25 protein-coding genes are annotated in these 26,445 nt (G+C 67.9%); 16 read left to right on the top strand and 9 right to left on the bottom strand.

What is annotated here, in order from left to right:
* Positions 1-24: 24 nt before the first annotated feature.
* Positions 25-720 carry a hypothetical protein gene (locus tag ASE96_RS05105; protein WP_056427047.1) on the bottom strand — a complete coding sequence of 232 codons (696 nt, stop codon included), beginning with the start codon at positions 718-720 and terminating at the stop codon, positions 25-27.
* A 221-nt stretch (positions 721-941) separates the two neighbouring features.
* On the opposite strand from ASE96_RS05105, the gene ASE96_RS05110 reads away from it, so the two are divergent.
* Entirely contained in the window at positions 942-1,367 is a 426-nt protein-coding gene (locus tag ASE96_RS05110; protein WP_200912996.1) for a YchJ family protein, read from the top strand.
* 36 nt (positions 1,368-1,403) lie between these two features.
* On the opposite strand, the gene ASE96_RS05115 is transcribed toward ASE96_RS05110, so the two are convergent.
* From ASE96_RS05115 to ASE96_RS05125, 3 genes are all read right to left on the bottom strand, one after another.
* The gene (locus tag ASE96_RS05115; protein ID WP_442853884.1) at positions 1,404-2,045 is read right to left on the bottom strand and encodes a hypothetical protein; all 642 of its coding nucleotides are present in this window, start codon (positions 2,043-2,045) and stop codon (positions 1,404-1,406) included.
* Between the two features lie 474 nt (positions 2,046-2,519).
* Entirely contained in the window at positions 2,520-4,523 is a 2,004-nt protein-coding gene (locus ASE96_RS05120; RefSeq protein WP_056427052.1) for an acyl-CoA dehydrogenase family protein, read from the bottom strand.
* Positions 4,524-4,587: 64 nt separating this feature from the next.
* The gene (locus ASE96_RS05125) at positions 4,588-4,923 is read right to left on the bottom strand and encodes a hypothetical protein (RefSeq protein ID WP_056427055.1); all 336 of its coding nucleotides are present in this window, start codon (positions 4,921-4,923) and stop codon (positions 4,588-4,590) included.
* 311 nt (positions 4,924-5,234) lie between these two features.
* Here ASE96_RS05125 and ASE96_RS05130 point away from each other — a divergent pair, with 311 nt between their 5' ends.
* The 3 genes from ASE96_RS05130 to ASE96_RS05140 are packed head-to-tail and all read left to right on the top strand — an operon-like array spanning position 5,235 to position 11,226.
* A complete protein-coding gene (locus ASE96_RS05130; RefSeq protein WP_056427059.1) occupies positions 5,235-6,683 on the top strand; it encodes a DUF3375 family protein in 1,449 nt (482 codons plus the stop codon).
* A gap of 2 nt (positions 6,684-6,685) precedes the next feature.
* On the top strand, positions 6,686-7,699 hold the full coding sequence (locus ASE96_RS05135) for a DUF4194 domain-containing protein (RefSeq protein WP_082492593.1): 1,014 nt from the start codon (positions 6,686-6,688) through the stop codon (positions 7,697-7,699).
* The gene (locus ASE96_RS05140; protein WP_056427060.1) at positions 7,696-11,226 is read left to right on the top strand and encodes an ATP-binding protein; all 3,531 of its coding nucleotides are present in this window, start codon (positions 7,696-7,698) and stop codon (positions 11,224-11,226) included. Before ASE96_RS05135 ends, ASE96_RS05140 begins: the two co-directional genes overlap by 4 nt.
* 29 nt (positions 11,227-11,255) lie before the next feature.
* Here ASE96_RS05140 and ASE96_RS05145 read toward each other — a convergent pair whose 3' ends face one another.
* The gene (locus ASE96_RS05145; protein WP_056427063.1) at positions 11,256-11,750 is read right to left on the bottom strand and encodes an FBP domain-containing protein; all 495 of its coding nucleotides are present in this window, start codon (positions 11,748-11,750) and stop codon (positions 11,256-11,258) included.
* Positions 11,751-12,197: 447 nt separating this feature from the next.
* Between ASE96_RS05145 and ASE96_RS05150 the strand changes: the two genes are divergently transcribed.
* From ASE96_RS05150 to ASE96_RS05175, 6 genes are all read left to right on the top strand, one after another.
* The gene (locus ASE96_RS05150) at positions 12,198-13,289 is read left to right on the top strand and encodes an iron-siderophore ABC transporter substrate-binding protein (RefSeq protein WP_056427066.1); all 1,092 of its coding nucleotides are present in this window, start codon (positions 12,198-12,200) and stop codon (positions 13,287-13,289) included.
* Positions 13,290-13,299: 10 nt separating this feature from the next.
* Positions 13,300-14,373 carry a FecCD family ABC transporter permease gene (locus ASE96_RS05155; protein WP_056427068.1) on the top strand — a complete coding sequence of 358 codons (1,074 nt, stop codon included), beginning with the start codon at positions 13,300-13,302 and terminating at the stop codon, positions 14,371-14,373.
* Positions 14,370-15,476: a FecCD family ABC transporter permease gene (locus ASE96_RS05160; protein ID WP_082492594.1), complete on the top strand. Its 1,107-nt coding sequence runs from the start codon at positions 14,370-14,372 to the stop codon at positions 15,474-15,476. The genes ASE96_RS05155 and ASE96_RS05160 overlap by 4 nt, the downstream gene beginning before the upstream one ends.
* Position 15,477: 1 nt before the next feature.
* Positions 15,478-16,314: an ABC transporter ATP-binding protein gene (locus tag ASE96_RS05165; RefSeq protein WP_056427071.1), complete on the top strand. Its 837-nt coding sequence runs from the start codon at positions 15,478-15,480 to the stop codon at positions 16,312-16,314.
* A complete protein-coding gene (locus ASE96_RS05170) occupies positions 16,311-17,390 on the top strand; it encodes a siderophore-interacting protein (RefSeq protein WP_056427073.1) in 1,080 nt (359 codons plus the stop codon). Before ASE96_RS05165 ends, ASE96_RS05170 begins: the two co-directional genes overlap by 4 nt.
* A 348-nt stretch (positions 17,391-17,738) precedes the next feature.
* The gene (locus ASE96_RS05175; RefSeq protein ID WP_056427076.1) at positions 17,739-18,575 is read left to right on the top strand and encodes an SGNH/GDSL hydrolase family protein; all 837 of its coding nucleotides are present in this window, start codon (positions 17,739-17,741) and stop codon (positions 18,573-18,575) included.
* A gap of 25 nt (positions 18,576-18,600) precedes the next feature.
* Here ASE96_RS05175 and ASE96_RS05180 read toward each other — a convergent pair whose 3' ends face one another.
* The gene (locus ASE96_RS05180) at positions 18,601-18,888 is read right to left on the bottom strand and encodes a YciI family protein (protein WP_056427080.1); all 288 of its coding nucleotides are present in this window, start codon (positions 18,886-18,888) and stop codon (positions 18,601-18,603) included.
* A 104-nt stretch (positions 18,889-18,992) separates the two neighbouring features.
* Here ASE96_RS05180 and ASE96_RS05185 point away from each other — a divergent pair, with 104 nt between their 5' ends.
* From ASE96_RS05185 to ASE96_RS05195, 3 genes are all read left to right on the top strand, one after another.
* The gene (locus ASE96_RS05185) at positions 18,993-19,481 is read left to right on the top strand and encodes a MarR family winged helix-turn-helix transcriptional regulator (RefSeq protein ID WP_056427083.1); all 489 of its coding nucleotides are present in this window, start codon (positions 18,993-18,995) and stop codon (positions 19,479-19,481) included.
* Positions 19,482-19,530: 49 nt separating this feature from the next.
* A complete protein-coding gene (gene glsA, locus ASE96_RS05190; protein ID WP_056427087.1) occupies positions 19,531-21,348 on the top strand; it encodes a glutaminase A in 1,818 nt (605 codons plus the stop codon).
* A 71-nt stretch (positions 21,349-21,419) separates the two neighbouring features.
* A complete protein-coding gene (locus tag ASE96_RS05195) occupies positions 21,420-22,181 on the top strand; it encodes an SGNH/GDSL hydrolase family protein (RefSeq protein ID WP_056427090.1) in 762 nt (253 codons plus the stop codon).
* On the opposite strand, the gene ASE96_RS05200 is transcribed toward ASE96_RS05195, so the two are convergent.
* The 3 genes from ASE96_RS05200 to ASE96_RS05210 form a co-directional block, all read right to left on the bottom strand.
* Complete coding sequence (locus ASE96_RS05200) at positions 22,178-22,936, bottom strand: FAD:protein FMN transferase (RefSeq protein WP_056427091.1); 759 nt, start codon at positions 22,934-22,936, stop codon at positions 22,178-22,180. The two genes, ASE96_RS05195 and ASE96_RS05200, sit on opposite strands and share 4 nt — an antisense overlap.
* A gap of 79 nt (positions 22,937-23,015) precedes the next feature.
* A complete protein-coding gene (locus ASE96_RS05205) occupies positions 23,016-23,489 on the bottom strand; it encodes an FMN-binding protein (protein WP_056427093.1) in 474 nt (157 codons plus the stop codon).
* A complete protein-coding gene (locus ASE96_RS05210; protein ID WP_056427095.1) occupies positions 23,486-24,922 on the bottom strand; it encodes a ferredoxin reductase family protein in 1,437 nt (478 codons plus the stop codon). The genes ASE96_RS05205 and ASE96_RS05210 overlap by 4 nt, the downstream gene beginning before the upstream one ends.
* A gap of 473 nt (positions 24,923-25,395) precedes the next feature.
* Here ASE96_RS05210 and rpmB point away from each other — a divergent pair, with 473 nt between their 5' ends.
* Genes rpmB through rpsN form a run of 3 tightly spaced genes read left to right on the top strand, consistent with a single transcriptional unit; the run spans position 25,396 to position 26,109 of the window.
* Complete coding sequence (rpmB, locus tag ASE96_RS05215; protein WP_011693744.1) at positions 25,396-25,632, top strand: 50S ribosomal protein L28; 237 nt, start codon at positions 25,396-25,398, stop codon at positions 25,630-25,632.
* The gene (gene rpmG, locus ASE96_RS05220; protein WP_011693743.1) at positions 25,632-25,799 is read left to right on the top strand and encodes a 50S ribosomal protein L33; all 168 of its coding nucleotides are present in this window, start codon (positions 25,632-25,634) and stop codon (positions 25,797-25,799) included. The genes rpmB and rpmG overlap by 1 nt, the downstream gene beginning before the upstream one ends.
* 4 nt (positions 25,800-25,803) lie before the next feature.
* Positions 25,804-26,109 carry a 30S ribosomal protein S14 gene (gene rpsN / locus ASE96_RS05225; RefSeq protein WP_026266887.1) on the top strand — a complete coding sequence of 102 codons (306 nt, stop codon included), beginning with the start codon at positions 25,804-25,806 and terminating at the stop codon, positions 26,107-26,109.
* Positions 26,110-26,445 lie beyond the last annotated feature (336 nt).

Below are 26,445 nucleotides of genomic sequence, written 5' to 3' on the forward strand. Positions count from 1 at the left end.
GAGTTGCCTGCCGGGGGTAAGGCCTCAGCCGGCTTTGCGCTCCTGAGCCTGCGGCGTGTTGCGCGGATGGTTCTGGGGCTGGCCCTGGGGCTTTCGGGGCAGCGGCAAGCGGCCGGGATGGGAGACCAACGAGCCCGTGTCCAGCAGGGATTTCGCGGCGGGCATCGGGGCTTTCTTGAAGGCCGGCGGGACATTGCCGAGCTGGCCGTTCCTGTCAGTGGCCGACTCGACGAGGGGCGCCACGGCCTCCACGTCCCGTGCCGGGGCCGTGGGGCTGGGCAGTTCGCGGACCGAGACCTTGACCGCCGGGGCCGCCTCCGCCTTGGCACGTGCGGCGGCGCGGGCATCGGCCTGCGCGACGGCGGCCACCCAGTCCGGCGACAGTGCGGGTTCCTTCTTCGCAGGCTTGGCGGGCTTAACGGGCTTGGCCGTCTTCGCGGCTTTCGCCGGTTTCGCGGCCGCTGGCGGCCGGCCCTGCTGGGTGCTTCCGGTGGCCCTGACCGCGCCGGCCTGGACGGTCCCGGAGGGCCGGGCTGTTCCGCCGGCGACCTTCAGCACGCCGCGTCCCACGGCCATGATGGTCACGGCAACCAGCCGGCCGAGGCCGGCAATCACCAGCGTGGCTACCAGGGCGAGGAACAAGCCGAAGAACATGACCAGCGCCACTGCCAGCGTCCCGAGGAAGGTCAGGTTGAGGGCGATGGTTGTCGGATCTTCCATGTCACCTCTCCTAGCTGGCCTTGCCGCGGCGTGTCCCGCCAAGAGCGGCGGGTAACAGCACCCCTTAACCATACGGACTTTTTCCGTGGACGCGCAGGCATCCGGCCTCTTCGCAGGGCCGTGTCCGAGCTGGTACGGGTTCCGTTGCCGGGCGCTGCCGGGCCGTGCGTCTATAGTCTGAAGGAGCCACGCCGGCGTGGTCCGGCCCCGAAAGGACAATTGTGACGCCCCCAGCCGCCGCCAGTACCGGGGCCCATGACCAGCCCGAGCGGTCCCGCTTCCGGGGAAACTGCCCGTGCTTGTCCGGGGAGCAGTACGGGGACTGTTGCGGCCGCTTCCACTCGGGCGAAGCGGAGGCTTCGACGGCAGAGCAGCTGATGCGCTCGCGGTACAGCGCCTTCGTGATGCTGGACGCCGAATACCTCCTGCGCACCTGGCACCCTGAGACCCGGCCGGTTGCCCTGGATCTGGATCCAGACATGCAGTGGCGTCGGCTGGACATCATTGCCACGACGCGCGGCGGTCCGCTGGACACCGAAGGGACCGTGGAGTTCAAGGCCCATTTCCGGCACGACGGCGAACGCGGAGTCCACCACGAAACGAGCCGCTTCCTGCGGGTCGACCGCCGCTGGTATTACTTGGCTTGAGGCGGAGGCCGCCGCCGGGTTCGGCTGAACAAGGGCCTAGCGTTCCTCGACAGTGTCCACCGGGGTGAAACCGGCGCGGTCCACCTTGCGGTGGAAGCGCATGCCGGCGGTTCCACCGAGGACGGCACCTACGAGGGCCACCGCAGCCACCACCACTGCGGCGATGATGCTGGTGGTGTTCAGTTCGCCTTCGTTGACCGGGATCCGCGGGAAGCTGTTGAGCTGGGCCAGGATGTTGTACTGCTGGCCTGCCATCAGGCCGAGAATGGCGACCACCACAGCGGCGATGAGGGCCCAGACCCACACCATAAAGCCCTGCTTGGCGCCGTTGAAGCGGGCCATCCGGCCGGCGACGTAACCGCCGGAGTAGTAGGACACGAACAGGATGACCAGCAGCACGATGATGCCAACCATTCCCACGGTCTGGTCGCCGGAGTTCACGGCCGTGTTGACATCGGTATTGGTGGCGAGCCCGACGGCGGTGCCGGCGGCGGCGACCAGCGCGGTCAGCAGCACGGCCATACCCGTGGCGGCGAGCCAGCCGAAGAAGGCCGAGCCGATCTTGATGCCGCCGAATTGTTCCTTTTCGCGGGCCACCACGGTTTCCCGGGTGGGGACCTCGTCGACCACCGTGTCCCGCCCGTCGACGCTGTCGTGGCCGGTCCCGTTGTGCCGCACGGCCGTGACGGGCTGGCTGCGGGTCGGTTCCGTGACGGGCTGGCTGCGGGTCGGTTCCGTGACGGGCTGGCTGCGGGTCGGTTCCGTGACGGGCTGGTCGGTTCCGTGCGGACCGAGTCCTGGCTCCGCGTGGCGGCGTCGCTGGCGGCGGTGCCCGTGGGGATCACGCGTGTGTCGTTGGTGCCGGGTGCGGCCTGCGGTGCAGCGTCCTGCCGGGCATCGTGGATCCGGGCGTCCTGGTGTGCGGCCGCGTCCCCGTCACCGGCGTGGCGGGGAGTGCGATCTTCGGGGCCGGCTGGGCTGCTCATGAGGACTGCTCACTTTCACTGATTGACCCGGGCCCATTGTTTGGGCCGGGCACCGCAAGGCGGAGACCGGCGTGCGGGTCTCACATCCACCTAACCACGGGCAGCAGAAGGTAGCAAGGATGCTTACTATTCGGTTGACGGCACCTGCCGGGCGGTGCGGCCCTTGTCAGCGGTACTTCCGGTGGAGGTTCTCCTTGACCGAGGCGCGGGGACTGGCATCGGCAATCCAGGGCCCGGTGCCCTCTGACTGGTCCAGAACCCCGGCCTCGAGCCACTCGTAGTCGCCGGCCAGGACGTTGCGGGCGAGCACGTGGTCGCCGTCGTCTGTGTTCCGCCAGAGTTGGTCGAAGTACTCGTCCACGCGTACCCGGGCCTGCTCGCAGTACGCCTCGGCAAGTTCGTAGGCGGAGGCTCCCTTCTCCGGCTCGGTCCGGAGCAGCATTTCGGCCCGGGAGCAGCAGGCGGCCATGGCGAACAGCTCGGCCCCGATGTCCACAATCCGGCCCAGGAACGCCTGTTTGTGCTCCAGCTTCGCCTGCCACCGGCCCATCCCGTAAAAGGTTTGCCGGGCCAGCCGCCGCGAGGACCGCTCAACAAAGCGCAGCTGCTTGGCCAGCCGGCCGAAGTCGCTGTAGGAACGCGGGTCCATCCCGGCCCCGGCAACGAGCTTCGGCAGCCACTTCGCATAGAAACCGGAAGCGGCTGCCGCGGCCCTGGCCTTGTCGGACAAGCTGGCTTCCTCGGAGGCGAGGTCACCGGCGGCCGCGAGGTGCGCGTCCACGGCCTCCCTGGCGATCAGCAGTTTCATGATCTCCGAGGATCCCTCAAAGATCCGGTTGATCCGCAGGTCTCGGAGCTGCTGCTCGGCCGGCACGGCACGTTCACCGCGGGCCTCAAGGGAGTCCGCGGTTTCGAAGCCGCGGCCGCCGCGGATCTGCACCAGTTCGTCCGCAATCCGGCAACTGATCTCGGTGCACCACAGTTTCGCCAGGGCCGCTTCGATCCGCACGTCCTTCTGCCCGGCGTCGGCCATTTCGGCGCACAGCTCAAATACCGCGTCCAAAGCGAAGGCGCTGGCCGCGATAAAGGCAACTTTCTTGCCCACGGCCTCATGCCTGCCCACCGGCCGGCCCCACTGGACGCGGGCGTTGGACCATTCGCGGGCGATCTTCAGGCTCCACCGCCCGGAGCCGACGCAGAGCCCGGGAATCGAGAGCCGGCCGGTATTGAGTGTGGTGAGGGCGATCTTCAGGCCCTGGCCCTCGGCGCCCAGCCGGTTCGCCGCGGGCACCCTGACCTGGTGGAACCGGGTGACGCCGTTCTCGATGCCCCGCAGTCCCATGAAGGCATTGCGGTTTTCCACCGTGATGCCGGGGGAGTCCATTTCGACGACGAAGGTGCTGATGCCGCCCTTGTGAACAGTGCCGTCCGCGTCGGTGCGGGAGGGGGCCACCGCCATGATCACCACCAGTTCGGCGATGACCCCGTTGGTGGTCCAGAGCTTCACGCCGTCAATGACGTAGGACTCCCCGTCGTCGGAAGGGACGGCGGTCGCTCCCATCCGGGCGGGGTCGCTACCGACGTCGGGTTCGGTCAGCAGGAACGCGGTGATAGCCCCCGCAGCGCAACGCGGCAGGTATTCCTGCTTCTGCGCCGGGGTGCCGAAGACTTTGACAGGTTCGGGGACGCCGATGGACTGGTGTGCGGAGAGCAGCGCGCCGAGGCTGGGGTGGACGGAACCCAGCAGGGCCAGCGCCCGCCCGTAGTAGACGAGGGAGAGGCCCAGCCCGCCGTAGTCGCGGGGGATCTTCATGCCGAACACCCCCAGTGCGGCAAGTCCCTTGAGGTATTCATCCGGGATGCGGGCGTCCCGCTCAATGGTGCGTCCGGACATGGTGCGGCAGTAGTCGGTCAGGCGGGCCATGAACGCTTCCCCGCGTTCGACGTCGTCCGCCGGAGCCTCCGGCCAGGGGTGGATCAGGCTGAGGTCGAAACTGCCGAGGTACAGTCCCTTGGCGAAACTGGGCCGGTCCCAGCTGGTCTCGCGGGCCGCTTCGCTGACGGCCCGCGCGTCCGCTGCGGTGGCATCGTGGCCCAGCGTCTGGGGCGGAACCGGGACTTCGGTGTCGGCCGGATTGTCAGTGGCAGGATTTTCAACGGCGGAGCTCATCGGGCATCTCCTCTAACCGGGGTTACCGGCTCGAGCCCTGGATCCGCCGTGGGTGGAGGACCCTTCAGCTGTCCCGCAATACTACCCGCGGGTAGGTGCCGGTACTAGGGGCCGGTTGGCCCATAATTTCGGCCGCCATATCCCCGAACTCGCCGGCGAAGTCGCCCGGCAGCTCCACCGTGGACGCATGGTGGACCAGCCGGTCCCAGGCGTGGTTGATGCCGTGGACAAGCCCCAGAAGGATGTTTGCCGCGATGATCCAGGCGAGCCGGCCGATGCCCACCAGCACCAGGGCCGCGAACGATGCCGTCATCATAAAGAGTGTGAGTAGCAGGGCAAACACGAGTGTTCCAATGAACACCAGCGTTGCCGTTTCCACTGCGCTTAGGTCGAACTGCATTCTTCCCCCTGCACCATTGCTTCGGCTGAGTCAGTAGCCCGAGCGTAGGGCGGGGGAAGTGGGCTAGCCAGAGTCGCGAGCCCGTGCCGCGGTTCTTGATGCGGGATCGAAATGCTACCGGGCCGTAGGTCACAGCGGGGTCGCGGGAACCTCACCGGCTGCGGTCAGCGTGCTGGCTGCGGCTGCAGCTCGGCTGCACACACGGCCGTCCACCCGATGAAAGGAATCCGGGGCCTGCGTTAACCTTGTAGCTGGCAGTTTTTCCTCATCCGCTGCCCGGTCCATATCCCACGGCAGCTGAAGGAGAGTGCGTGTCCCGCTCCGCCCTGTCCTCCGCCGACGCCATCAGCGCCCGGCTGCGGGACCTCGAACTCCTCACCAAGGGACCCGCCTGGGCACTGACGCGCTCGGCGCCGTGGGTGATCGCCGTGCTGCAGGCTTCCTTCACCCGCACCCGGCCGCAGTTGCCGCTGGAACAGTTCCACGCCGACGTCGACGCCTTCCTAGAGCAGCTCCGCCGCCAGGACCCGGGGCTGGGCGGCTCCGCGAACGGAAAGACGTTCGGCGACGAGTGGACCCGGAAGAACTTCCTGACCCGCCGGAACCAGTCCGGCCAGATCGTGTACGAAGTCACCGAAGCCGCGGCCCGCGTCCTCGCCTTCCTGGACAGCCTCTCCAGCGAACGCTCCACCCTCAACGGCTCGCGGCTGGGCACGCTGCTGGGCGACGTTGAGAAGCTCGCCAATGAGACGAACCCGGACCAAAGTGCCCGGCTGGAGTCCCTCGAAGAGGAAATCGGCGAACGGCGCCAGCTGATCGAGGACATCAGCTCCGGTGACTTTGACGGCCTGCTCGACGACGAGGAAGCCGTTGAGGCAGCCGGGAACATCCTGGACCTCGCCGCCAGCCTGCCCGCCGACTACAAGAAGATGCGCGACCGGATCGAGGAGCTCGTGGGGGAGCTCCGCAACCAGATCATCGAGGAGTCCCTGAGCAAGGGCGCCACGATGGCGCAGGTGCTGGAGGCGGACAAGCGGCTCCGGCAGAGCCCCGAGGGCAGGACCTTCCGTTCCTTCACGGCCTTCCTGGAGGATCCGCAGCAGCAGCTGCGCTTCCGGTCGGCGATCGGCGAAGTGCTGAGCCGGCAGTTCGCGGATGACCTCAGCCACGAGGAACGCGAGACGCTGAAGAACCTTGTGGCGGAACTGCGCAACCAGCACAGCCAGATCCAGCGGATCTACGGCAAGCTCAGCGAAAGCCTGAACACCTACGTCCAGAGCGACGACTTCCGCCAGTCCGTCCGGCTCCGCAAGGTCCTCCGGGAAGCCGAACAGGCCATCCGGTCCCTGCCGTACGAACGCGAACGCCCCGGACTGGTCCGCGGCCCGGTGCTGTTCAACGCCGGCTTCGAGTCCTTGGCCATGGTCAAGCTCTTTGACCCGGACGAGTTCGCGGCCCCGCCCAAGCTGGCCGACCCGATCGCTTTCAGCGACTCGGACCGGGTGCGCTCGCCGCGCACCGGCAAGGCCCGGCCGGAGGCCATCCGAGCCGCGTTCGCCGGCGCCTCCACCCTGGCCGAGGCCTGGGACCGGCTCCCGGCCGGGGAACGCCACATCAACTCGATCCGCGGCCTGCTCTCCCACGCCCTGCACGAGGGGGCCGGCTTCGACCGCGAGGCCTGGGACACTCTCGACTTCGAACAGATCGACGGCTCCACGCGCACCGCGTACCTGCCGGTCGTCACGCTCAAGAAGGACTGAAGATGACTGAACTTTCCCACGACACCGTGGAAGCCACCGCCGAGGCGGCCGGCGCTGCGGCACCGGCGGCCGAGTCCGCCCGCCACGTCCACGCTGACCCCTTCACGCTCACCCCGCGCGACACGTTCGTCGACGGCGCCGCACTGTTCCCGGGGGACACCGGCGTCCTCCCGATGAAGGTCCGCCAGGCTCTCGTGAAACTCCTGAAGGGCCCGTACATCGACGGCGGCCGGGACGAAAAGCTGTGGACCACCCTGCTGGACAACCAGCTGATCCTGCGCAGCCGCCTCTCCGAACTGTTCCTGACCCTGCAGTTGGACCACGACCGCAAAGTGGCAGTGCTGCGCCCCGTGGACCCCGAAGCCATCGGCGGCGGCACCCGCTCCAGCATCCTGCGCCAGCAGCGCGCCCTCAGCCGGGTCGAAACCATCGTGCTGCTGCGCCTGCGCCTGCTCCTGGACCGCCACGTCACGGCCCAGACAGATCCGACCATCACACGCGAGGAAATCGCCGAACTGGTGGCCCACTACCAGCCCTCCGGCCAGCAGGACGCCCTCCGCGATTCCGACGTCGTCAACCGCGCCATCACCAAGCTCCTGGCCCGCCAACTCCTCCTCGCCACCGGCCTGGACGAGGTCTACACGATCTCCAACGCCCTCCCCCTGGCCCTCCCCTTCGAAAACATCGGCGACATCCCCGCCCAGATCGACGCCCTGGTCGCAGCCTCCACAGACCAGTCCGGCACCGAGCCACTATTGGAGCTTGACGGCGACAACGAGGCGAACACCGACGCGGACGAGGCAGAAAGCGACGACGACGGCGGTGACGCCGATGCCGCCCAAAGTGACCTGGCAAACGAAGACGACGACGGCGATGCCGCCCAGGGAGTGGCATCGGGCCTGTCGGAGCCGCGCGCTGAGCTGATCGAAGATCAGCTGCGCGGCGCAGGGGCGGGGGCGGCATCGCCGTCGTCGTCGGACGCAACCACGACTGAAGAGACCGAGGAGACCAAGTGAGCATCGCCTCCATGCTGCCCATGGGCGAGCTCACCAACCCCGGCCAGATGCGCCTCGCCCTCGTGCAGGTAGTCAACTGGGGCACTTTCCACGGTGCCCACACCATGCACGTGGATCGCAACGGCACCCTGCTCACGGGCAATTCGGGCGTCGGCAAGTCCACGCTGTTCGACGCGATGCTACGGGTCTTCGACGCCCGGCCCCGGTCCAACGAGGCTGCGGCCCAGCGCGCCGGCGGCGCCGTGGAGGACAAGCGCACCACGTTTACGTACATGCGCGGCAAAGTGGGGGACAAGGCCGTGGGCGAGGGCTCCGCCAGCGCGTTCCAGCGACCCGGCGCCACGTGGTCCGCCGTCGCCCTGACCTTCGACAACGCCGCAGGAACCCGGGTGACGGCCTCGGCGCTGTTCGACCTGCCCAAGAACGGGACCGAGTCCAGCGTCGGCCGGTACTACCTGATCGACAACAAGCCGCTGGACCTCACGGCACTTGAGGGCATCGCGGAGAAACGGTTCACCAAATCGGCGCTGGATGCGGTCTTCCCGGACGCCCAGATCTTCGACGTGCACAAGGCCTTCGCGGAGCGCTTCCGGCGCCTGCTCGGGATCAATTCGGACCAGGCCCTGCCGCTGCTGCGGGTCATCCAGGCCGGCAAGGGCCTCGGCGGCAGCGTCAACAATTTTTTCCGCGACCAGGTCCTGGACGCGCCCGCCACCCTGACCGCGGCGGACGACGTCGTCGAGGAATTCAGCAACCTGATGTCCATCCGGCAGCGCCTCGAGGACGTCCGGCAGCAGCGCGACCAGCTGGCACCGGTCCCCGGGCTGAACAAGGACTACGCCCAGTCCCTGCTCGACGCGAACCGGCTCCGGGAGCTGGCCGGCGAGGAATTCGAGGCGTACAAGCAGCAACTGGCCGTCACCGTGCACGAGAAAACGCTGGCCCGGTTCAAGGACCTGGCCCAGGCGAAGGCCAAGGAACTGGGCGCCGAGCGGGGTATCCGGGACGGCCTGGCCAAGGAGCTGCGCCAGCTGGAGGCGGACTACAACAACCAGGGCGGCAACGCGATCTCCGCGATCGAGCAGTCGCTCGAAAACGCCCGGGTGGGGCTCAAGCTCCGCCAGCAGGTGGAGGAATCGGCCCGCAAGGCGCTCTCCGACGCCGGCTTGGAACTTCAGTGGACCGCGGCGGGCTGGGAGCAGGCACATGAGCACGCCGCCGCCCGCTCGGCCGAACTGAAGGACGACTCGGAGGCCCTCAAGGAGCTGCGTTTCGAAGCCTTCGACGGTCACGCGACCAGGAAACGCGAGCTCGCCGCGGCCCAGCAGGAGCTGGTCTCGCTCAAGACGCGCAAGTCCCTGCTGCCGCCGTCGAGCATTGAAAACCGCAGCGCGATCGCGGCGGCCACCGGTGTCCCCGAGGAACAGATGCCGTTCGGCGGCGAGCTGATCGACCTTGCCGAGGGCCAGGAGCAGTGGCGCCCGGCCGCGGAGCGCGCGCTGCGCAGCCTCGCTACGACCATGCTGGTCCCGGGCGAGCACTTTGCCGCCGTCACCCGCTACCTCAACGACCACTCCGTCCGCGGCGCCCTGCGCGCCGTCGATGTCTCCAAGCCCCTCTCCGGCGGGGCGCTGGCCGTGGAAGACGCGGCCGACGGCGATCTGCTTACCAAGCTGGACATCCTCACCCTGGGCCCTAGCGCTCAGGCGGGTGAGTGGATCCGGGAACGGATCGCCCTCGACTTCGCGTACCCGTGCGTCGAAAACCCGGACGAGCTGGCGGGGCTGGACAAGGGTCTGAGCCTGGGCGGTGTGGTCAAGCGGAACCGCCACACGGTGGAAAAGGACGACCGCTTCACCGGCAGGCAGGACTATGTCCTCGGCTTCGACAACGCCTCCAAGCTTGAGCTCGTGGCAGCCCAGGTGGAGGACCTGCAGCAGGAACTGGCCAAGGCGGCGGAACTCGCGCAGAGCCGGGAGGAATCGCACCAGGGGATGACCCGGCAGCTGGAGGCCCTGCGGCGCGTGGCCGAGGACCACCGGCCCTGGGAGCAGGTTTCGGCCGTTGTGGCGGCGGACGAACTCGCCCGGATCGAGCAGCGCCTCAAGGGCGCCCTTGCCGCGCAGGCGGACCTCGAGCCGCTGCGCGCCAACATCGAGACAGCCCGGCGCAAGCATCAGTCCAGCACCGAGGCCGCGGCCGTGCTGCAGAGCGAATACAAGGCTGTCGACGCCCAGCTGTCCACGGCCGATTCGCTGCTGGACGCCGCGCAGGCACGCCTGGCGCAGTCGCCGCCGTCGGAGGCCACCGTCACGGCCCTGGCGCCGTATCTTGCCGCCGTCGGCGGCGTCAGCGACATCACGGAGATCCATGAGCTGGACAACCTCGCCAACCAGGTCCGGACCCGGCTGCTCGCCGAGCTGCATACGGCCGAATCACGCGGGCAGGCCACTTCGGAGCGACTCACCCGCATTTTCGAGGGCTTCGTACGCGAGTGGGGGACGTCGATTTCCGCGGACCACGGCACGTCGATCGGCGCCGCCGGGGAGTTCGAAGCCCGGTACCACGCCATTGTCAGCGACGGGCTGCCCGCGCAGGAGGCTGAATTCCGGCAGTTCTTCAACCAGCGCACGCACGAATCCTTCAGCACCCTGCTGCACCTGCTCGATGAGGAGCGCCGCTCCATCACCAGCCGCATCCTGCCCCTCAACGGGATCCTGTCCGAGGTGAACTTCCATGAAGGCAGCTTCCTGGAACTCGACATCAAGCAGACGCTGCCGGCCAGCGCGAAGCAGTTCAAGGACGCCATCCAGAACGCGCTGAAAGTCCGGCACACCCGGCCGGGGAAGGCGGTCGCTGCAGCGTCCGGTGCCGCGGGCACTGCCGCATCCGGCGCCGCCGGCGCAGGGGCGGACGACGACGTCGAGCTGACCAACCGCTACAAGTCGCTCGAAACGCTGGTGAAGCGGCTCGGCTCGCAGACCCCGGAGGACCGGCGCTGGCGGGCCGATGTGCTGGACGTCCGCGGACACGTCTTCATCCAGTGCAAGGAACACCGCGAGGTCGCGGGCTCCGGTTCCAGGGCGGCGTCGAAGGGCGGCGGTAAGAACCGCGCAGCGAAGACCGAGGTCTTTATGCATGCGGACACCGGCTCGATGTCCGGCGGCGAACGGCAGCGCTTCACCGCTTTCATCATGGCCGCGGCGCTGAGCTACCAGCTGGGCATCGCCGAGCAGGGGTTCACCACCTACGGCACGGTCATGATGGATGAGGCCTTTGTCCTGGCCTCGGAGGAATTCGCCGGCGCCGGGATCAAGGCCCTGCATGAGTTCGGCTTCCAGTTGCTTCTGGCCGCGCCGGAAAACGTGATCGACCTGTCCCGGCACCTTGGCTCCGTCACTGAGATCCTGCGGGACAAACGCACCAACCGTTCCGGGGTCCTGACGGCCCCGGTGATCGCCCCGGGGCCCGCCTCGGCCGGCAGCTGGCGCTCCGAGGCGAACCCGGTGGACATCGTCCTGCGCTGACCGCGCGTTGCCGGAGGCTGTTGGCGGCGCTACGTTCCCTTGACGCGGTCCAGGAACTGGGCGGTCCGGCCTGCCAAGTCGTCGATCTGTCGGCGCACTACGGCGGCCGGGTCCGGGTTGATCTCGTTCACCGGAGGCTCCACCCGAACGTTGCGGCAGCACCCGAAGTCGGCGCAGATCAGGGTGCCCACCGTGTTGCCGTTGCGGCCGGACTGCCCGGCACGTTTGGCCACCCACAATAGGACGTCGTCCTTGGAGTAGATGTCGCGGCATAGCTCGCAAAGGACGGCGCGGTTCTTCTTGGCGCCGCCTTCGGGGGCCCGGAGCATCATTCCGATGGGACCGTTCGGGCCGGCCAGCACCAGATAACCGCGCAGCGGCATTTTCCCGTCGCGCCAGCCGAGGAAGTCCAGTCTGTCCCAGTCCAGGGCGTCCAGTTTTGGCGGCAGGTTGAGTTTGGCGGCTTCGGAGCGGCTCGCATTGATAAACGACGAGCGGATCTGCTGCGCTGAGAGTTTTTGCATGACGGAATCTTTCGGAATCGGATGGGTCCGGCCCGGCGGGCATGAGGCAGCCGCCAGGGCGGTAAAGGGGGCAGGATGCAGCCAGCCTTCGATTCCGGTGGGACAGGGTGTTCCCGCGGATCTAGTCCGCAGCGGTGCCCGACTGCCGGGGGAGGGCTGGCAACTGTGCGGGCGCGTTGCAGGCCAGAACGGCCACCCCGCTGACCGTGGCAGCAGACATCATCTCGATGTGCATGCTCACTTCCCCTACCAATCACTCAATCACGGAACCGGTTCCGATTCGACCGGTCCGGCCCATCCTCGCAAACCTCCGTGACGCGTGTCCAGTTTCGGGCCGCACCTCCGCGCAGCGAGCCATCGAGGCAATTACGTTACGAAAGGGTTGCTTAATTACCCAGAGGATAGGCTAGCCTTACTTAGGTTCGCATCATTGACCTAAGGAATCCCATGCCTCTCCCGACCCCGAGCCGCGCTCTGCCCCGACGCCGCTTCCTCCGCGCCACCGGGCAGGCGACCGCGGTCCTGGCCGCTGCCGCCCTCGCGCTGACCGCCTGCTCTACCGGCCCGGCCAGCTCCACCGCGGCAGAGTCCCCCAGCCAGGCGGCCAGCTCCGCGTTCCCGGTGACCCTCAAGCACGCGTTTGGCGAGACAACCATCAAGGAACAGCCGCAGCGGGTCGTCACCGTTTCCTGGGTCAATGACGACGTGGCGATTGCCCTCGGTGTGGTTCCGGTCGGTGTCCCGAAGAACGAATGGGGCGGCAACGACAAGGGATCAACCCCGTGGAAGGACGCCGCGCTGGAGAAGCTCGGAGCCGGCTTCGGTTCCGACAAGGCCCCGGCACAGTTCTCCGAGGCCGACGGTGTCAACTTCACCGAAATCGCCAAGCTCAATCCGGACGTCATCCTGGGCGCCTACTCCGGCCTCACGGCGGAGGACTACAAGAAGCTCAGCGAAATCGCCCCCGTGGTGGCCCACCCCGAGGTGGCCTACGGAACGTCCTGGCAGGACTCCACCACCATCATCGGCAAGGCCCTCGGCAAGGAAACCGAAGCCGCCAAACTGGTCGCCGACACCGAGGCCACCATCCAGGACAAGGCCTCCAAATACCCGCAGCTGGCCGGCAAGACCTTCATCTACGGCAACCTGGACCCCGCGGCCACCGAGAAAATCGGCCTTTACACCGCCAACGACAACCGCCCCCGGTTCCTCAGCTCTATCGGCATGAAGCAGGCCTCCGTCGTGGACGAAAACTCCAAGGGATCCAAGGAGTTCTACATCCCCTGGTCCGCCGAGAAGGCCAACGAACTGGAATCGGATATCTTCGTGACCTGGGTCGCCGACGCCGCCGCCGCCAAGGCCGTCCAGGCCGACCCGCTGATGGCCCAGATCCCGGCCGTCAAGACCGGCGCGCTCGTGGCGGACTCGGACAACACCCTCACGTTGTCCATCTCTGCGTCCTCGCCGCTGAGCCTGCCCTGGTCCCTGGACACCTTCCTGCCGCAGCTCGCCGGTGCAGCGGACAAAGTAGCAAAGTAGCCACTCCTCCATGAGCCCACTTACGACGACGGCGGCCCCCGCAGCCGCCAGACCTGCACCGGAGACCCACATCGCTGGGATCTTCCCCGCCCGGGGGCCCCGTGCAGTCTGGCTGCTGGCCGCCGTCGTCGTGCTTGCGCTCGTGACCGCGGCGTCGCTCGCCATCGGCGCCCGGGGCCTTGCCCTGGAAACCGTCTGGCAGGCGCTGACGCACTTCGATCCCGCCAACGGTGACCACGCCGTGGTCCACGCCCGCATCCCGCGCACCGTCCTGGGCTTGCTTGCCGGCGGCGCCCTGGGGCTGGCCGGCGCGGCCATGCAGGGCGTTGCCCGCAATCCCCTCGCGGACCCGGGCATTATCGGCATCAACGCCGGCGCCGCGCTGGCAGTGGTCACCGGGATCTACGTCTTCGGCGTGGCCTCGCTGGGCGGCTACATCTGGTTCGCGTTCCTCGGGGCCGCGGCCGCTGCCGTGCTGGTCTATCTGGTCGCGTCGCTCGGCCGGGACGGTGCGACGCCGGTGAAACTCGCCCTCGCGGGCGCGGCCCTGAGTGCGGGGCTCTTTTCGCTCATGAATGTCATCCTGGTGTCCAGCCGGGACACCCTGGAACGGTTCCGGTTCTGGCAGGTCGGCGGGATCGCCGGCCGCGACTGGTCCGTGATCCTCCCGGCCCTGCCGTTCCTCCTGCTGGGAGCCGCGATTGTGCTCGCCGCGGGCCGGGTCCTCAATAACCTCGCCCTTGGCGACGACATCGCGCGCGGGCTGGGCCAGCGGGTGGGGCTGGTCCGCGGCGTTACCGCCCTGGGCATCGTCCTGCTCTGCGGATCAGCCACGGCCCTCGCCGGCCCGATCGGCTTCGTGGGCCTCATCATCCCGCACGCCGTCCGCTTCCTCACGGGCCCCGACTACCGCTGGATCCTGCCCTTCTCGCTGGTCCTCGCGCCGGCCCTGCTGCTGGCCGCCGACGTGGCCGGCCGCGTCATCCTGCTTCCGGGTGAAGTCCCGGCCGGGATCATGACCGCGCTCATCGGTGCCCCGGTGTTCGTCTGGCTGGTCCGGCGCGGCAAGGGGGCCGGGCTATGACACTCGCCGAAACCAAAACCCCCGTTGACCTCTCACTTACCGTCGCCAAAACGGCGGCTGAGCGACCAAAACTGATAGTGCAACACCGGCGGACGGGCGCGCTGGCCCTGGCGGTCGTGGCGCTCTTCGCCGCGTGCGTGCTCCTGGGCAGCTACACCGTCACCATCCCCGACTTCTTCCGGATCCTGGGCGCACACCTCACCGGCGGGGAGAAGATCCCCGGCGCCAGCTTCATTGTGATGGAGCACAAGCTGCCGCGCGCCGTCGTGGGAACCCTGATCGGCGCCGCGTTCGGGCTGTCCGGGGCGCTGTTTCAGACCATGCTCCGCAATCCCCTCGCCAGCCCGGACGTGATCGGCATCAGCTACGGGGCCAGCGCGGCGGCGGTGACGGCGATCGTCGTGTTCGGCGCCACTGGGGCCGCGGTTTCGGGCGCCGCCTTCGCGGGCGCGCTGGGCGTGGCCACCCTCATCTACGCCATCTCCCGCAGTGGATCGCTCGGTTCCGGCGGACACCGGGGCGATGCCGCCGGCAGCCGGCTGATCCTGGCCGGCGTGGGCATCGCCGCGGCTCTCCATGCCGTGGTCAGCTTCCTGCTGACCAGAACGGATATCCGCACCGCCGCCGACGTCCTGGTGTGGCTCAACGGTTCGCTCAACTCCGCGAACTGGGACCGGGTCGGGGTTCTCGGCCTCGCACTGCTGGTGCTGATTCCCGCCGTCGCGCTGCTCGCCGGACCGCTGCGCATCCTCGAACTCGGCGACGACACCGCCGCGGGCCTCGGCGTCAGGGTGGGTGCGGCCCGGCTGGCGATCGTGATCACCGCCGTCGGCCTCGCCGCAGCCGCGACGGCGGCAGCCGGGCCTGTGGCGTTCGTCGCCTTCCTCGCCGGGCCGATCGCGCGCCGCGTCGTGGGCAAGGCCAGCCTGCCGGCGTCGGCCCTGACCGGCGTGCTGATCGTCCTGGCCGCCGACTACGTCGCGGCCAACATCGCACCGCTCGTGCTGGACGGAACGGTGCTTCCGGTCGGTGTCATCACGGGTGCTCTTGGTGCCCCGTTCCTGCTCTGGCTGCTCGTCACTTCCAATCGAAAGGACGCCTGAGATGGCAACCCTTCAGACCTCCGGCCTGACGCTGAAATACGATCAGCGGGTGGTGATCGAGGACCTCAGCGCGGATATCCCCGAGGGCAAGGTGACCATGATTGTCGGCGCCAACGCCTGCGGCAAATCCACCCTGCTCCGGGGCCTGGCCCGGCTGCTCAAGCCCGCGGCCGGCACCGTCACCCTGGACGGCCGGGACATCCACAGCCGTCCGGCCCGCGAGGTGGCCCGCACCTTGGGCCTGCTTCCGCAGCATCCCACGGCGCCGGATGGCATCACCGTCCGGGATCTCGTGTGCCGCGGCCGCTACCCGCACCAAGGATTCTTCCGGTCCCGGCCGGCAGGCGGCTCGAGGGAGGACGAGCGTGCCGTACAGCAGGCCATGGCTGCCACCGACACGCTGGAACTCGCCGGGCGGAACGTCGACGAACTCTCCGGCGGGCAGCGGCAGCGGGTGTGGATCGCGATGGCCCTGGCCCAGGAAACCGGTGTGCTGCTGCTGGATGAGCCCACCACGTACCTGGACCTCACCCATCAGGTGGAGGTCCTGGACCTCATCACGGACCTCAACCGGCAGCGCGGCACCACCGTGGCAATCGTGCTGCACGACCTCAACCTCGCCGCGAGGTACGCGGACCACATCATCGCCATGAAAGACGGACAGATCGTGGCGGAGGGAACCTCCCGGACCGTGGTCACCGAGGAACTGGTCCGCGACGTGTTCGGTCTGGAGTCCCGGGTGCTCCCCGACCCGGTGTCCGGCGCACCCCTGATCATCCCGCTGGGCCGCCACCACTCCCAATCCACGCACGCCACAACCCTGGAGCTGGTCCCATGACTGCCAAAGAACCCACCACGGAACGCGCCCCGGCGGCTCTCCGGACCCCGCTCGCCACCGAACCCATGACCCTGGCGTTCGACGTCCAGGTCACGGCGGTCCAGCAGCTCGGCCCCAACTTCCGGCGCGTCACGCTGGGCGGCTATTCGCTGCGGAACTTCGGCGTCCACGGCAGCACCTTGGACCTGCGCATCAAACTCATGATCCCCTCGCTGGCCCCGGACGGCACCGCGCTGCCGTTGCCGGAGTTCCGGATGGAGGAGACCGGCTGGTACCGCGAATGGCTGGCCATGGATCCGCAGACCCGGGGCTCCATGCGCACCTACACCGTGCGCCAGGAACGCCTTGATGCCGTCTACCCGGAACTCGACGTCGACTTCGTTTTGCACTTTGACGACGCCGGCCACGGCGGGCCGGCAGCCAACTGGGCCCTCAACGCCAAGCCGGGGGACACCCTGACCCTGATCGGACCCAACAACCGGGCCGCGCACTGCGTCACGGCCGGAACCTACTCCGGGATCGAGTGGCGTCCGGGGCTGGCCCAGCGGGTCCTGCTGGCCGGAGATGAGACGGCCGTTCCTGCCATCAGCGCCATTCTCGAGAGCCTGCCGCCGTACGTCAGCGGCCACGCCATCCTGGAGGTCCCGGAAGCCGGCGACTTCCAAGGCATCACAACAGCCGCCGACGTCGAGATCACCTGGCTGGCGCGCGGCGCGGCGATCGGCCGGTCGCGTCCGCACGGCGAACTGTTGCAGGAAGCGGTCCGCGCCGCCGTCACGCTCCCCGGCTGGGTGGGGCTCCGCTCAGCCCCCGAGCCGGCCGCCGGGCCCGAACCCGAGGACGTCAACGTGGACCGCGACATCCTGTGGGAGACCCCCGCCCGGATGGATGCCGCGGCGATCAGCGCCAGCAGGAATCCGGACAAGCCTGCAGGGGCCATGCCGTTCTACGCCTGGATCGCCGGTGAAGCTGGGGTCGTCAAGGAGATGCGCCGGTACCTTGTGCGGGACGTGGGGATCGACCGGAAGCAGGTGGCGTTTATGGGGTACTGGCGGCAGGGGAAGGCCGAGTTGTAAGCGACCCTCCCGCAGTTGTTGCTCCTATTGTTCCAACGCTCCCGCAGTTCCTGCCGGGCTTTCGGCCGCAACCGCTGCTTTGCCGTCGCTTAGCGGTCGGCCGCTTCCCAAACTTCGCAAGCTCAGTTCGGGCCCCTCGCGGCCTTCCTTCCTCCCGCGGCCGCGGGCGGCCTTAGTCGGCGATGCGCTCCTTTGCAAAGCACCGGCAGCGGCCTTGTGGTCTTCTCACCTTTCGTCCGCCGGCCGCACCTTCACCGGCGCCCCTCGCCGGTGGGGCCTGTCTTCTGCTCACCTGGCGTGCCCCGCTTGTTAACCCCGACGTCGTCCGGGCTGGCTAGCGTGGGCGGCATGGCTGAGAACCTTCTTGCCCCGGGCGCTCATGGCCGGCGCCTCTATGTGGCCCTGGGGGATTCCTTCACCGAGGGGGTGGGGGACTACAGTGCCCGGCTGCCGAACGGGGTGCGCGGCTGGGCGGACCGGGTGGCGGAGCAACTGGCCAAGGCGGACCCGGGGTGGGAGTACGCCAATCTCGCCATCCGGAGCAAGAGGCTGCGGCACATCATCGCCGAACAGCTGGAACCCGCGCTGGCCATGGAGCCAACCTTGGTCACCCTGTACGCGGGCGGGAACGACATCCTGGATATCGGGGCCGATATCCACGCCCTGATGAAGGACTACGAGTTCCTCGTGGCCCGGCTGGCCGCCACCGGAGCCACGGTGGTGCTCTTCACCGGTTTCGACGTCAGGGTCTCGGCGCTGCTGGAACCGCTCAAGAGGCGGAACGCCTATTACAACCAGCGGGTGCGCGAGGTAGCCGCGAGGTACGAGGCTGTGCTGGTGGACTACTGGTGTTTCGACGCGTTCTACGATCCGCGGATGTGGGATTCGGACCGTCTGCACATGTCCAAGGCGGGGCATAAGTATCTCGCGGGCCAGGTCCTGGACCAGCTGGGGGTTCCGCACAGGATCAAGCCGAAGGAGTGGGAGCCGCCGTCGAAGAGCGGACTCCGGGACTGGGAACGCCGGCAGCGCCGCTGGGTCCACGACTGGGTCCTGCCGCTCTTCGGGCGCAAGCTTCGCGGCGTCACGCTGGGAGACGAACTCAGCCCGCGATGGCCGGAACCGGTGAGGGTCCCGCCGAAGGCCGGACTGAAGAAGCTGGCCGCCAAGGTCCCTGCAGGCTGAACGGCCAAACAGGCCTGCAGGCAGCTCAGCTGTCCAGCAGGTTCTCGTAGCCCGGGGCCACCCGGCTCGCGTGGAACTCCTCGACGTCGAACTCGGCCACGCCGTTGACATAGAACGGATCCTTAGCCAGGGAAGCATCCAGGGCATCGCGGTCAGCGGTGGAGAGCAGGAGCGCCCCGGTGCGCGGGATTTTCCGCCCCGCGACCAAGAAGATCCCCTGGTCGAAGGCGTCCTGCAGCCACGTGACGTGGGCCGGGAGATGGAAGTCAACGATCTCTTCGGGGACCTTGTAGGTCAGGGAGACTACATACATAGGGCCAGCCTAGCGCCTGCGCGCACCACCGCGGCGGGCAATTCCCCTGTCACGGATTCCCGTGAAGTTGAACCGTCAAGCTTCAATGCTCCTAGACTGTATCCATGACTGAACCGCGCTGGCTGAACGCCGACGAACGCCGGGCCTGGCTGGCCCAGGTGAGCATCAACACCCTCCTGCCGGCGGCATTGGACACCCAACTGCACCACGCGCGCAAGCTCTCCCTCTTCGACTACAACGTCCTGGCGATGCTCTCCGAGGCAGACGGCCGTTTCCTGCCGATGAGCGAACTGGCCGCGCGCACCAGCGCCTCCCTGTCCCGGCTCTCGCACGTGGTCACCAAACTGCAGACCCGCGGCTGGGTGGAGCGCCGCCCGCACCCGGGGGACGCCAGGGTGACGACGGCGCACCTCACCGACGCCGGGATGGAAACCATCGTGGAGCTCGCCCCCGCCCACGTTGAGGCTGTCCGCTCGCTGTTCCTCGACGCCCTGAGCGAGGAGGACGTTGCCGACCTCGCCCGGATCGGCGAGAAGATCGTGGGCCGCCTGGACAAGGACCACTGGATCCTGCGGGACGGCAAGCCGGTCTAGGGTCCGCCGCACCGACCGCCCCGCGACGGCGTCGCTTAGTGTTGGCCTTATGGAATCGCCGATCTACAGCTACCTGCGCCGGGTCCACGCCGAAATCGCCCAGCTCAAGGACGGTTCGCCGTACAACACCATCCCGGCCATGGCCAATGTGGACCCCAACAACTTCGGCATCGCCCTCGCCACCGTGGACGGCACGGTGTACGAGATCGGGGACACCCGCGAGGAATTCACCATCCAGTCCATCTCCAAGCCCTTCACCTATGGGCTGGCCCTCGAGGACCTCGGCAGCGAGGCCGTGGACGCCAAAGTGGATGTGGAACCGTCGGGGGACTCCTTCAACGAGATCTCCCTGGCCGAAGGAACGGGCCGGCCCGCCAATGCGATGATCAACGCCGGCGCCCTCACAGCCACCTCGCTGATCACCGGGTCCGGCGGGCAGTCCGGTTTCAAACGGATCCTCAGCACATACTCCGCCTTCGCCGGCCGTCAGCTCTCGGTCAGCGAGAAGGTCTTCGAATCCGAGCTCAAGCACGGTCACCGCAACACGGCGCTCGCGTACCTGCTGCGCTCGTTCAACATCATTGAGGATGACCCGACGCCGGTCCTGGAGGACTATTTCCGCCAGTGCTCCGTCCTGGTGAACTGCTTCGACCTTTCCATCATGGCCGCGACCCTCGCCAACGGCGGCCGGAATCCGCTCAGCGGCAAACAGGTGCTGGGCATCGGCCCGGTGGAACGCGTCCTGTCCGTCATGATGACCTCCGGCATGTACGACGACGCCGGAGCGTGGATCAGCAGCGTGGGCATGCCGGGAAAGAGCGGGGTGGCCGGCGGGATCATCGCCGTGCTGCCCGGCCAGGTGGGCCTCGCGGTCTATTCACCGCCGCTGGATGAGCACGGCAGCAGCGTCCGCGGCCTCGCCACCGCCCAGCGCCTCTCCCGGGACATGGAACTGCACTTCGTCCGCGCTGCCCGGACCGGCCGGTCCGCAATCCTTGCCGCTTACGACGTCACCGAGACGCCCTCGGGCATCCGCCGCAATGACGAGGCCGCCGACGTGCTCCGCTCGCACGGCCACCGCGCCCGCGTGATCGAGCTCAACGGCGACCTCCTCTTCGCCGGAACCGAGTCCATGGTCCGGGAACTCAGCAGCCTTGAGGACGACGTCGAGCTGGTGGTCCTGGACCTGCGCCGCACCGACCAGGTCAGCGAGGTGGCCCTGCGCATGCTGGAAGCGTCACGGGACGGACTCGCCGGCGCCGGCCGGGAGCTCGTGCTCATCGAGGCCCATGGGTCCGTGTCGGAGGCCCTCGGGAAGTCCGCGCAGCAGCCGGTGGCGTCCTTCGCGAGCCGGAACGCCGCCGTCGAATATTGCGAGAACCGCCTGCTGGAACGCTACGGGAACCGGCTGTTGCTGCCGGACCACGTGCCGGTCACCGCGTCGCCGGCCCTGGCGCCGCTGGACGAAGCGGATGCCGCGGCGCTGGAAGCCCTCATGACCCCAAAATCGTTCGACGACGGCGACGTCATCCGCCGTGTCGGGCTGCGGTTCGGCGGGGTCTACTTCATCACCTCCGGCAAGGTCAGCAGCACCTCCCCGGGACCCAGCGCAGAACGGGTCCAGCTCAATACCCTCAGCGCCGGCATGACGTTCGGCGAACTGGCGCTGGGAAGCGGCAGCAGGCAGGAGACCACGGTCCGGGCCATGGGGCCGGTGGAACTCATGGTGCTCAGCGCGGAGGCCATTTCCGAGCTGGAAAGCGCCGACCCGCGCCTGGCCATCGCCCTCTGGAAGGCCCTGACCCGGGACGCCTACACCCGGGTGGAGCAGTACCTGCGCGAGTCGGCGGTCCGGATCCGCGAGTAGCGGCCGCCGGCTTCACACGTTGTTTGCGCCCCACTTTGTTTGCTTGGGGCAACGGCTGGCAGACTGGGACTATGGATTTCACGTCCCGCTATGTAGCCCTTGGCGATTCCTTTACGGAAGGCGTCGGCGACGACGACCCCACCCGCCCCAATGGTGTCCGGGGCTGGGCGGACCGGGTGGCCGAGCAGCTCGGCGCCGCCGATCCGGGCTTCGGGTATGCGAACCTCGCCATCCGCGGCCGGAAGGTCCGCCAGATCATGGCCGAACAGGTCGATGCCGCCGTCGCCCTCAACCCCACCCTGGTGAGCATCTACGCCGGGGCCAACGATATCCTCCGGCCCAAGGTGGATATCGACGACCTCCTGGTGGACTATGACGCCGGCATCCGCAAGCTCAAAGCCACCGGCGCGACCATTGTGATGTTCACCGGCTTTGATTCCCGTGGCTCGAAGATCTTTGGCACGACGCGCGGCCGGACCGCCATCTACAACGAACTGGTCCGCGGCATCGCCGGCGATCACGGCGCCCTCTTGGTGGACTACTGGCGTTTCAGCGAGTACTACGACTGGGGCATGTGGGCCACCGACCGGATGCACATGTCCGCCGCCGGCCACGCGAACATGGCCAAGCGCGTCCTCACCGTCCTGGAGCACGACCACTCGATCGACGTTCCGCCCATGACCCCGGTTCCGGAACTCAGCCGGGCCGAGGCACTCCGCGCCAACGCCCGCTGGGTCCGGGAATTCGCCGGACCGTGGGTGGTCCGCCGGGTCACGGGGAAGTCCTCAGGCGACGGTCTGGCACCGCGCTACCCCCGGCTCACGCACCTCTAAGCACGGAACCCCGGCGTCGCGAGCAGCTCCCCGCTGCCGAGGACGGCAAGCACCTCGACGTCCCAGCTGTCCGTGGCCCAGTTCAGCATCGGCCGTCCGCCGGCGACGATGGCCGTTGCCAGCACGTCCGCCGTGACAATGTCCGCGGCCGCCACCGACGCCTGGCGGAATTCGGAGCGGCGGAATTCCGTACGGCCCACTCCGGCCCGCCAAATGTGGTCTCCGCGTTCAGCCGTTCCGGACGTCGCCAGCGCGGCGAAGCGGCCCGCGGCGCCCAGGGGGAAGCCCGAGAGGAGCGCCGCGCGATCCAGCGGATCCACGACGCCCGCCAGCCACGGGGACCCGGTCCCCGGTGCCGGCGAGCCGCTCACCAGCACATCGCCGCCGGCGTTCAGGCACCAGTCCTCGACGCCGGCCGCCTGCAGGGCCGTAGCCGCCTGGTCGATCGCGTAGCCCTTGATGATTCCCGAGAGGTCCAGCACGCCGTCGGGCCGTTCGGGGGTGAAGAAACCGTCCGTCAGCAGCCGCCACCCCGTGGCGTCCGCAAAACGGGCGCGGAATGCCGCCGAGGCGTCCCGGAGCGTGACCTCCCCCCGGGCGAGCCGGCTCGCTTCGGAATCAGGACGGTAAAGGCTGAACATCTCGTCCAGGCCGGCAAACACGCGTTCGACGGCGGCCGCGGCACCGTCCAGCACGCGTCCGGTGTCCTGCGGCGCAGCGCCGGCCGGCAGGGCGAGGCTGATCACGGTTCCCATGCAATGGAAGGTCCTGCTTTTCAGGGCGGGACCGTTCGGGTTGGTGGCGCTTTGCGCCGGATGTGCGGCGGGCAAGGGCTTAAAGGTTGGCTGCATCGAGGGCTCCCTGAAGTGAACTTAGATAGGCGTCGCTGGTGACGGTGGCGCCGCTGATCGTCTGCACCTGGGCGGACTGTGCCTTGATCACCTCGTCACGGAGCAGGGGCGCCGCCCGGTTGCTGATTTGCACGGATTTGCGGTCGTCGTCGGTCAACTGCAGCGCGGTGACATCCGTGATTGCCCCCGCGTTCACGGTGATCTGCACCTGAACGGTGCCGAAGCGGGTCTGCACCGCACTGCCGGCAAAGGTTCCGGTGGCCGTCGTCGCCGCCCCGGGACTGCCTCCGCTACTTCCCGGGGCGCCTCCGCTGATCCCGCTCGCGCCGGACGACGTGGCGGTTGACGCGGCCGCCGCCGCGCTTCCCGTGTCCGCGACGTGCGCTCCTGACTGCCAGCCAGCCAGAAGAATCCCGGCGGATGCCAATGCTGCAGAAACCGCTGCCCGTATTCTCACCAGTCGAACCTTTCGTAGTGGAGTTGTTCGTCGCGGACACCGGCTGCGCGGGCCGCCCTGATCGCGCTGCGCGCCCAGGCATCGGGACCGCAGATATACACGTCGGCGTCGGCGATGTCCGGGTCGTAGCTGGCCAGCCGGTGCCCCGAATCAACCGCCGACTCAGGAAGCCAGCTCTGTTCGCCGGCGGACCGGGGGCCTGTGAGGTGGAAGAGAGTGGCGCCGCGGCGGCGGCAAAGTTCCAGGATTTCGTCACCCAGGTAGAGTTCTGGCTCACTGTGGCCGCGGAGCATCACCGTTGCGTTGCCCGGGTCGAAGGGCGTGCCCTCCAGCAGGGCGCGGATCGGGGTGATTCCGATGCCAGCGCCAATCAGCACGACGCGGTTCCGGCTGCGGGCCGCTGTGCTGAAGAGCCCGTAGGGCCCCTCGACGGCCACCCGGGTCCCGGGTTTCAGCCCCGCAAGCTGTGCCGACCCCCGGCCGAGATTGCGCACGGTAATCCGCAGTCGGCCCCGGCCCGCGGAGTCGAACAGCACGGGCTCTGCGGAGAGGCTGAACGGGTGCGGATGCCACCACATGCGCGGGGCCAGGAACCTCCAGATGAAAAACCGGCCGCCGTTCCCGGCCAATTCGTCGACGTGGCGGCCGGTCAGTTCAACACTGACGACGCCGGGAGCCTCCATGACGACGCGGCTCACCCTTAGCTGGTGCCGGACACTGGCCACCAGCGGCTCCAATAAGCGGTAGTGGGCCAGGGCGGCGCCGGTGATCACGCAGATGGCCAGCCAGTACCAGCGCTGCCAGGTGCCCTCGGCGAAGAGACCGCCGACGCTGAACTGATGCGGGATCGCGGTCAGCACCGCCGCATAGGTCAGCAGATGGACGACGTACCAGAACTCGTACGGGAGCCGGCGCCGGACCGTCACGACAGAGGTGACCACCACGGCTGTAAACAACACGATGGATACGATGGCGAGCCACATGTCCGGAACCAGGACCCAGAGTGCCACGAGCTCACTGACCGGATCGAGCCCTTCGGCCAGCCCATACCCGATCGCGATCAGGATTCCGTGCGCGAGCAGCAGGTAAAGCGACGGTTTGCCGAGCCGCCGGTGAAATTCGAGGGCGCGGTCATGCCCGACAGCGCCGTCGATCAACGGAATACGTGCCACCAACAGCAGCATCAGGAGCACAAGATCCATCCCGACGAGGCCAGCGACGATACCCAATGCCGTGAAGGAGCCGGCGAGGGTCGAGAAACCGCCGGCGCCGCCGTCGGCCAGCCACAGCGCCACGGCAAGGGCCACCGAAGCGCAGGCGGCTACAGTCAGCAGATCTTCACGCAGCAAGCGGCTCCGGGCCCGGCCACGGAACCGCTCTACGGGAGTCCGGATCGTCGCGGCCGGCACGGCCTGCTGGGGTGAGGAATTCATGGTTCCACGGTCCGCCCGTGGCCTATCAATTGGCTGTGAATGCGCTGGGGTGCCGATGTGACTTTCGGCCCGATCGGCAGGAGGCCCTTATACACCTCCGAATACCGGATTGGCCTTTAATTCGTCAAGCTCGTAGACTTGGTAGGCGCTAGGTGGCGCGGAGCGTGTGCAATTGCTCCGGTTGGCGGGATCTGTCTGCAATGTCGACAGTCCTGATGGCCGGTAGTTAGGGGCTCAAGTTGCGTGCACTCCTGTATTCGCCCAGCATCCCGGCACTTCGCAGCGGCTTTCCGAAAGGTTCCGCCGCCCGGTCGCCGTGGCCCGCAAACTTCGCCGCAGTGTTGAATGTAGCCGGTTTTCCCCGTCTGCCTGAACACCGCGGAACTACGTGCGGGCGCTGGACGCGGACGCCGCCTGTCGCACGGTTACGCGGGAACTCCGCAACCGTTTCATTTATTTTGAGGAGAGTCGTCATGGCAGCACACTGCCAGGTGACCGGAGCCGAGCCGGGCTTTGGACACAGCATTTCGCACTCGCACCGACGCAACAAGCGTCGGTTCGACCCGAACATCCAGAAGAAGCGCTACTGGGTTCCGTCCCTGCGCCGTAATGTCACCCTGCAGGTCTCTGCACGTGGCATCAAGACCATCGACGTGCGTGGCATCGACGTCGTCGTAGCCGCCATCCTGGCACGAGGAGTGAAGCTCTAATGGCTAAGGACAAGGACGTACGTCCGATCATCAAGCTCAAGTCGACCGCGGGCACGGGTTACACCTACGTGACGCGCAAGAACCGTCGTAACGACCCGGACCGTATGGTTCTGAAGAAGTACGACCCCCGCATCCGCAAGCACGTCGAATTCCGAGAGGAGCGCTAAACACATGGCTAAGAAGTCAATGATCGCTAAGAACGAACAGCGTAAAGTCATCGTCGAGCGTTACGCTGCAAAGCGCCTCGAACTGAAGAAGGCTCTGGTTGACCCCAACTCGACCGACGAAGTTCGCGAAGCCGCTCGCCTCGGCCTGCAGAAGCTGCCCCGCAACGCCTCACCGGTACGTCTGCGTAACCGCGACATCATCGATGGCCGCCCGCGCGGTACCTTCCAGAAGTTCGGCATCTCCCGTGTTCGCTTCCGCGACATGGCTCACCGCGGTGAGCTCCCGGGCATCACGAAGTCTTCCTGGTAATTCAGTACCCCTGAAGCCAGTGGCTTGAAAAGGGCCGGCGCCTAGTGGCGCCGGCCCTTTTTGCATTTAGGGTCCGACGCCGGGCAACAGCGGTGCTGAGAGCGGTAGCTGCTTCGCGGGCAGGGGTGAGTGATGCACCGCACAAGGCCGGATTTCGCCGGTTCGCCCGGAGGAGGTCGGCTTGGGGGCTTGTTTTCCGTGTGGTGGCGGGGTTTTTGGGGTGTAGGGCCGGTGGTGGGGGTGGATTTGTGTGGGGGCTGTGTCGCGTGTACAGTTATTCGAGTCGCCGCCGCTGATGCGGAAAGATTGCGACCGACCCCCTGATAAACGGCCTGA

Origin of the sequence: Arthrobacter sp. Leaf69, assembly GCF_001422645.1 — a bacterium.
Lineage (GTDB): Bacteria > Actinomycetota > Actinomycetes > Actinomycetales > Micrococcaceae > Arthrobacter.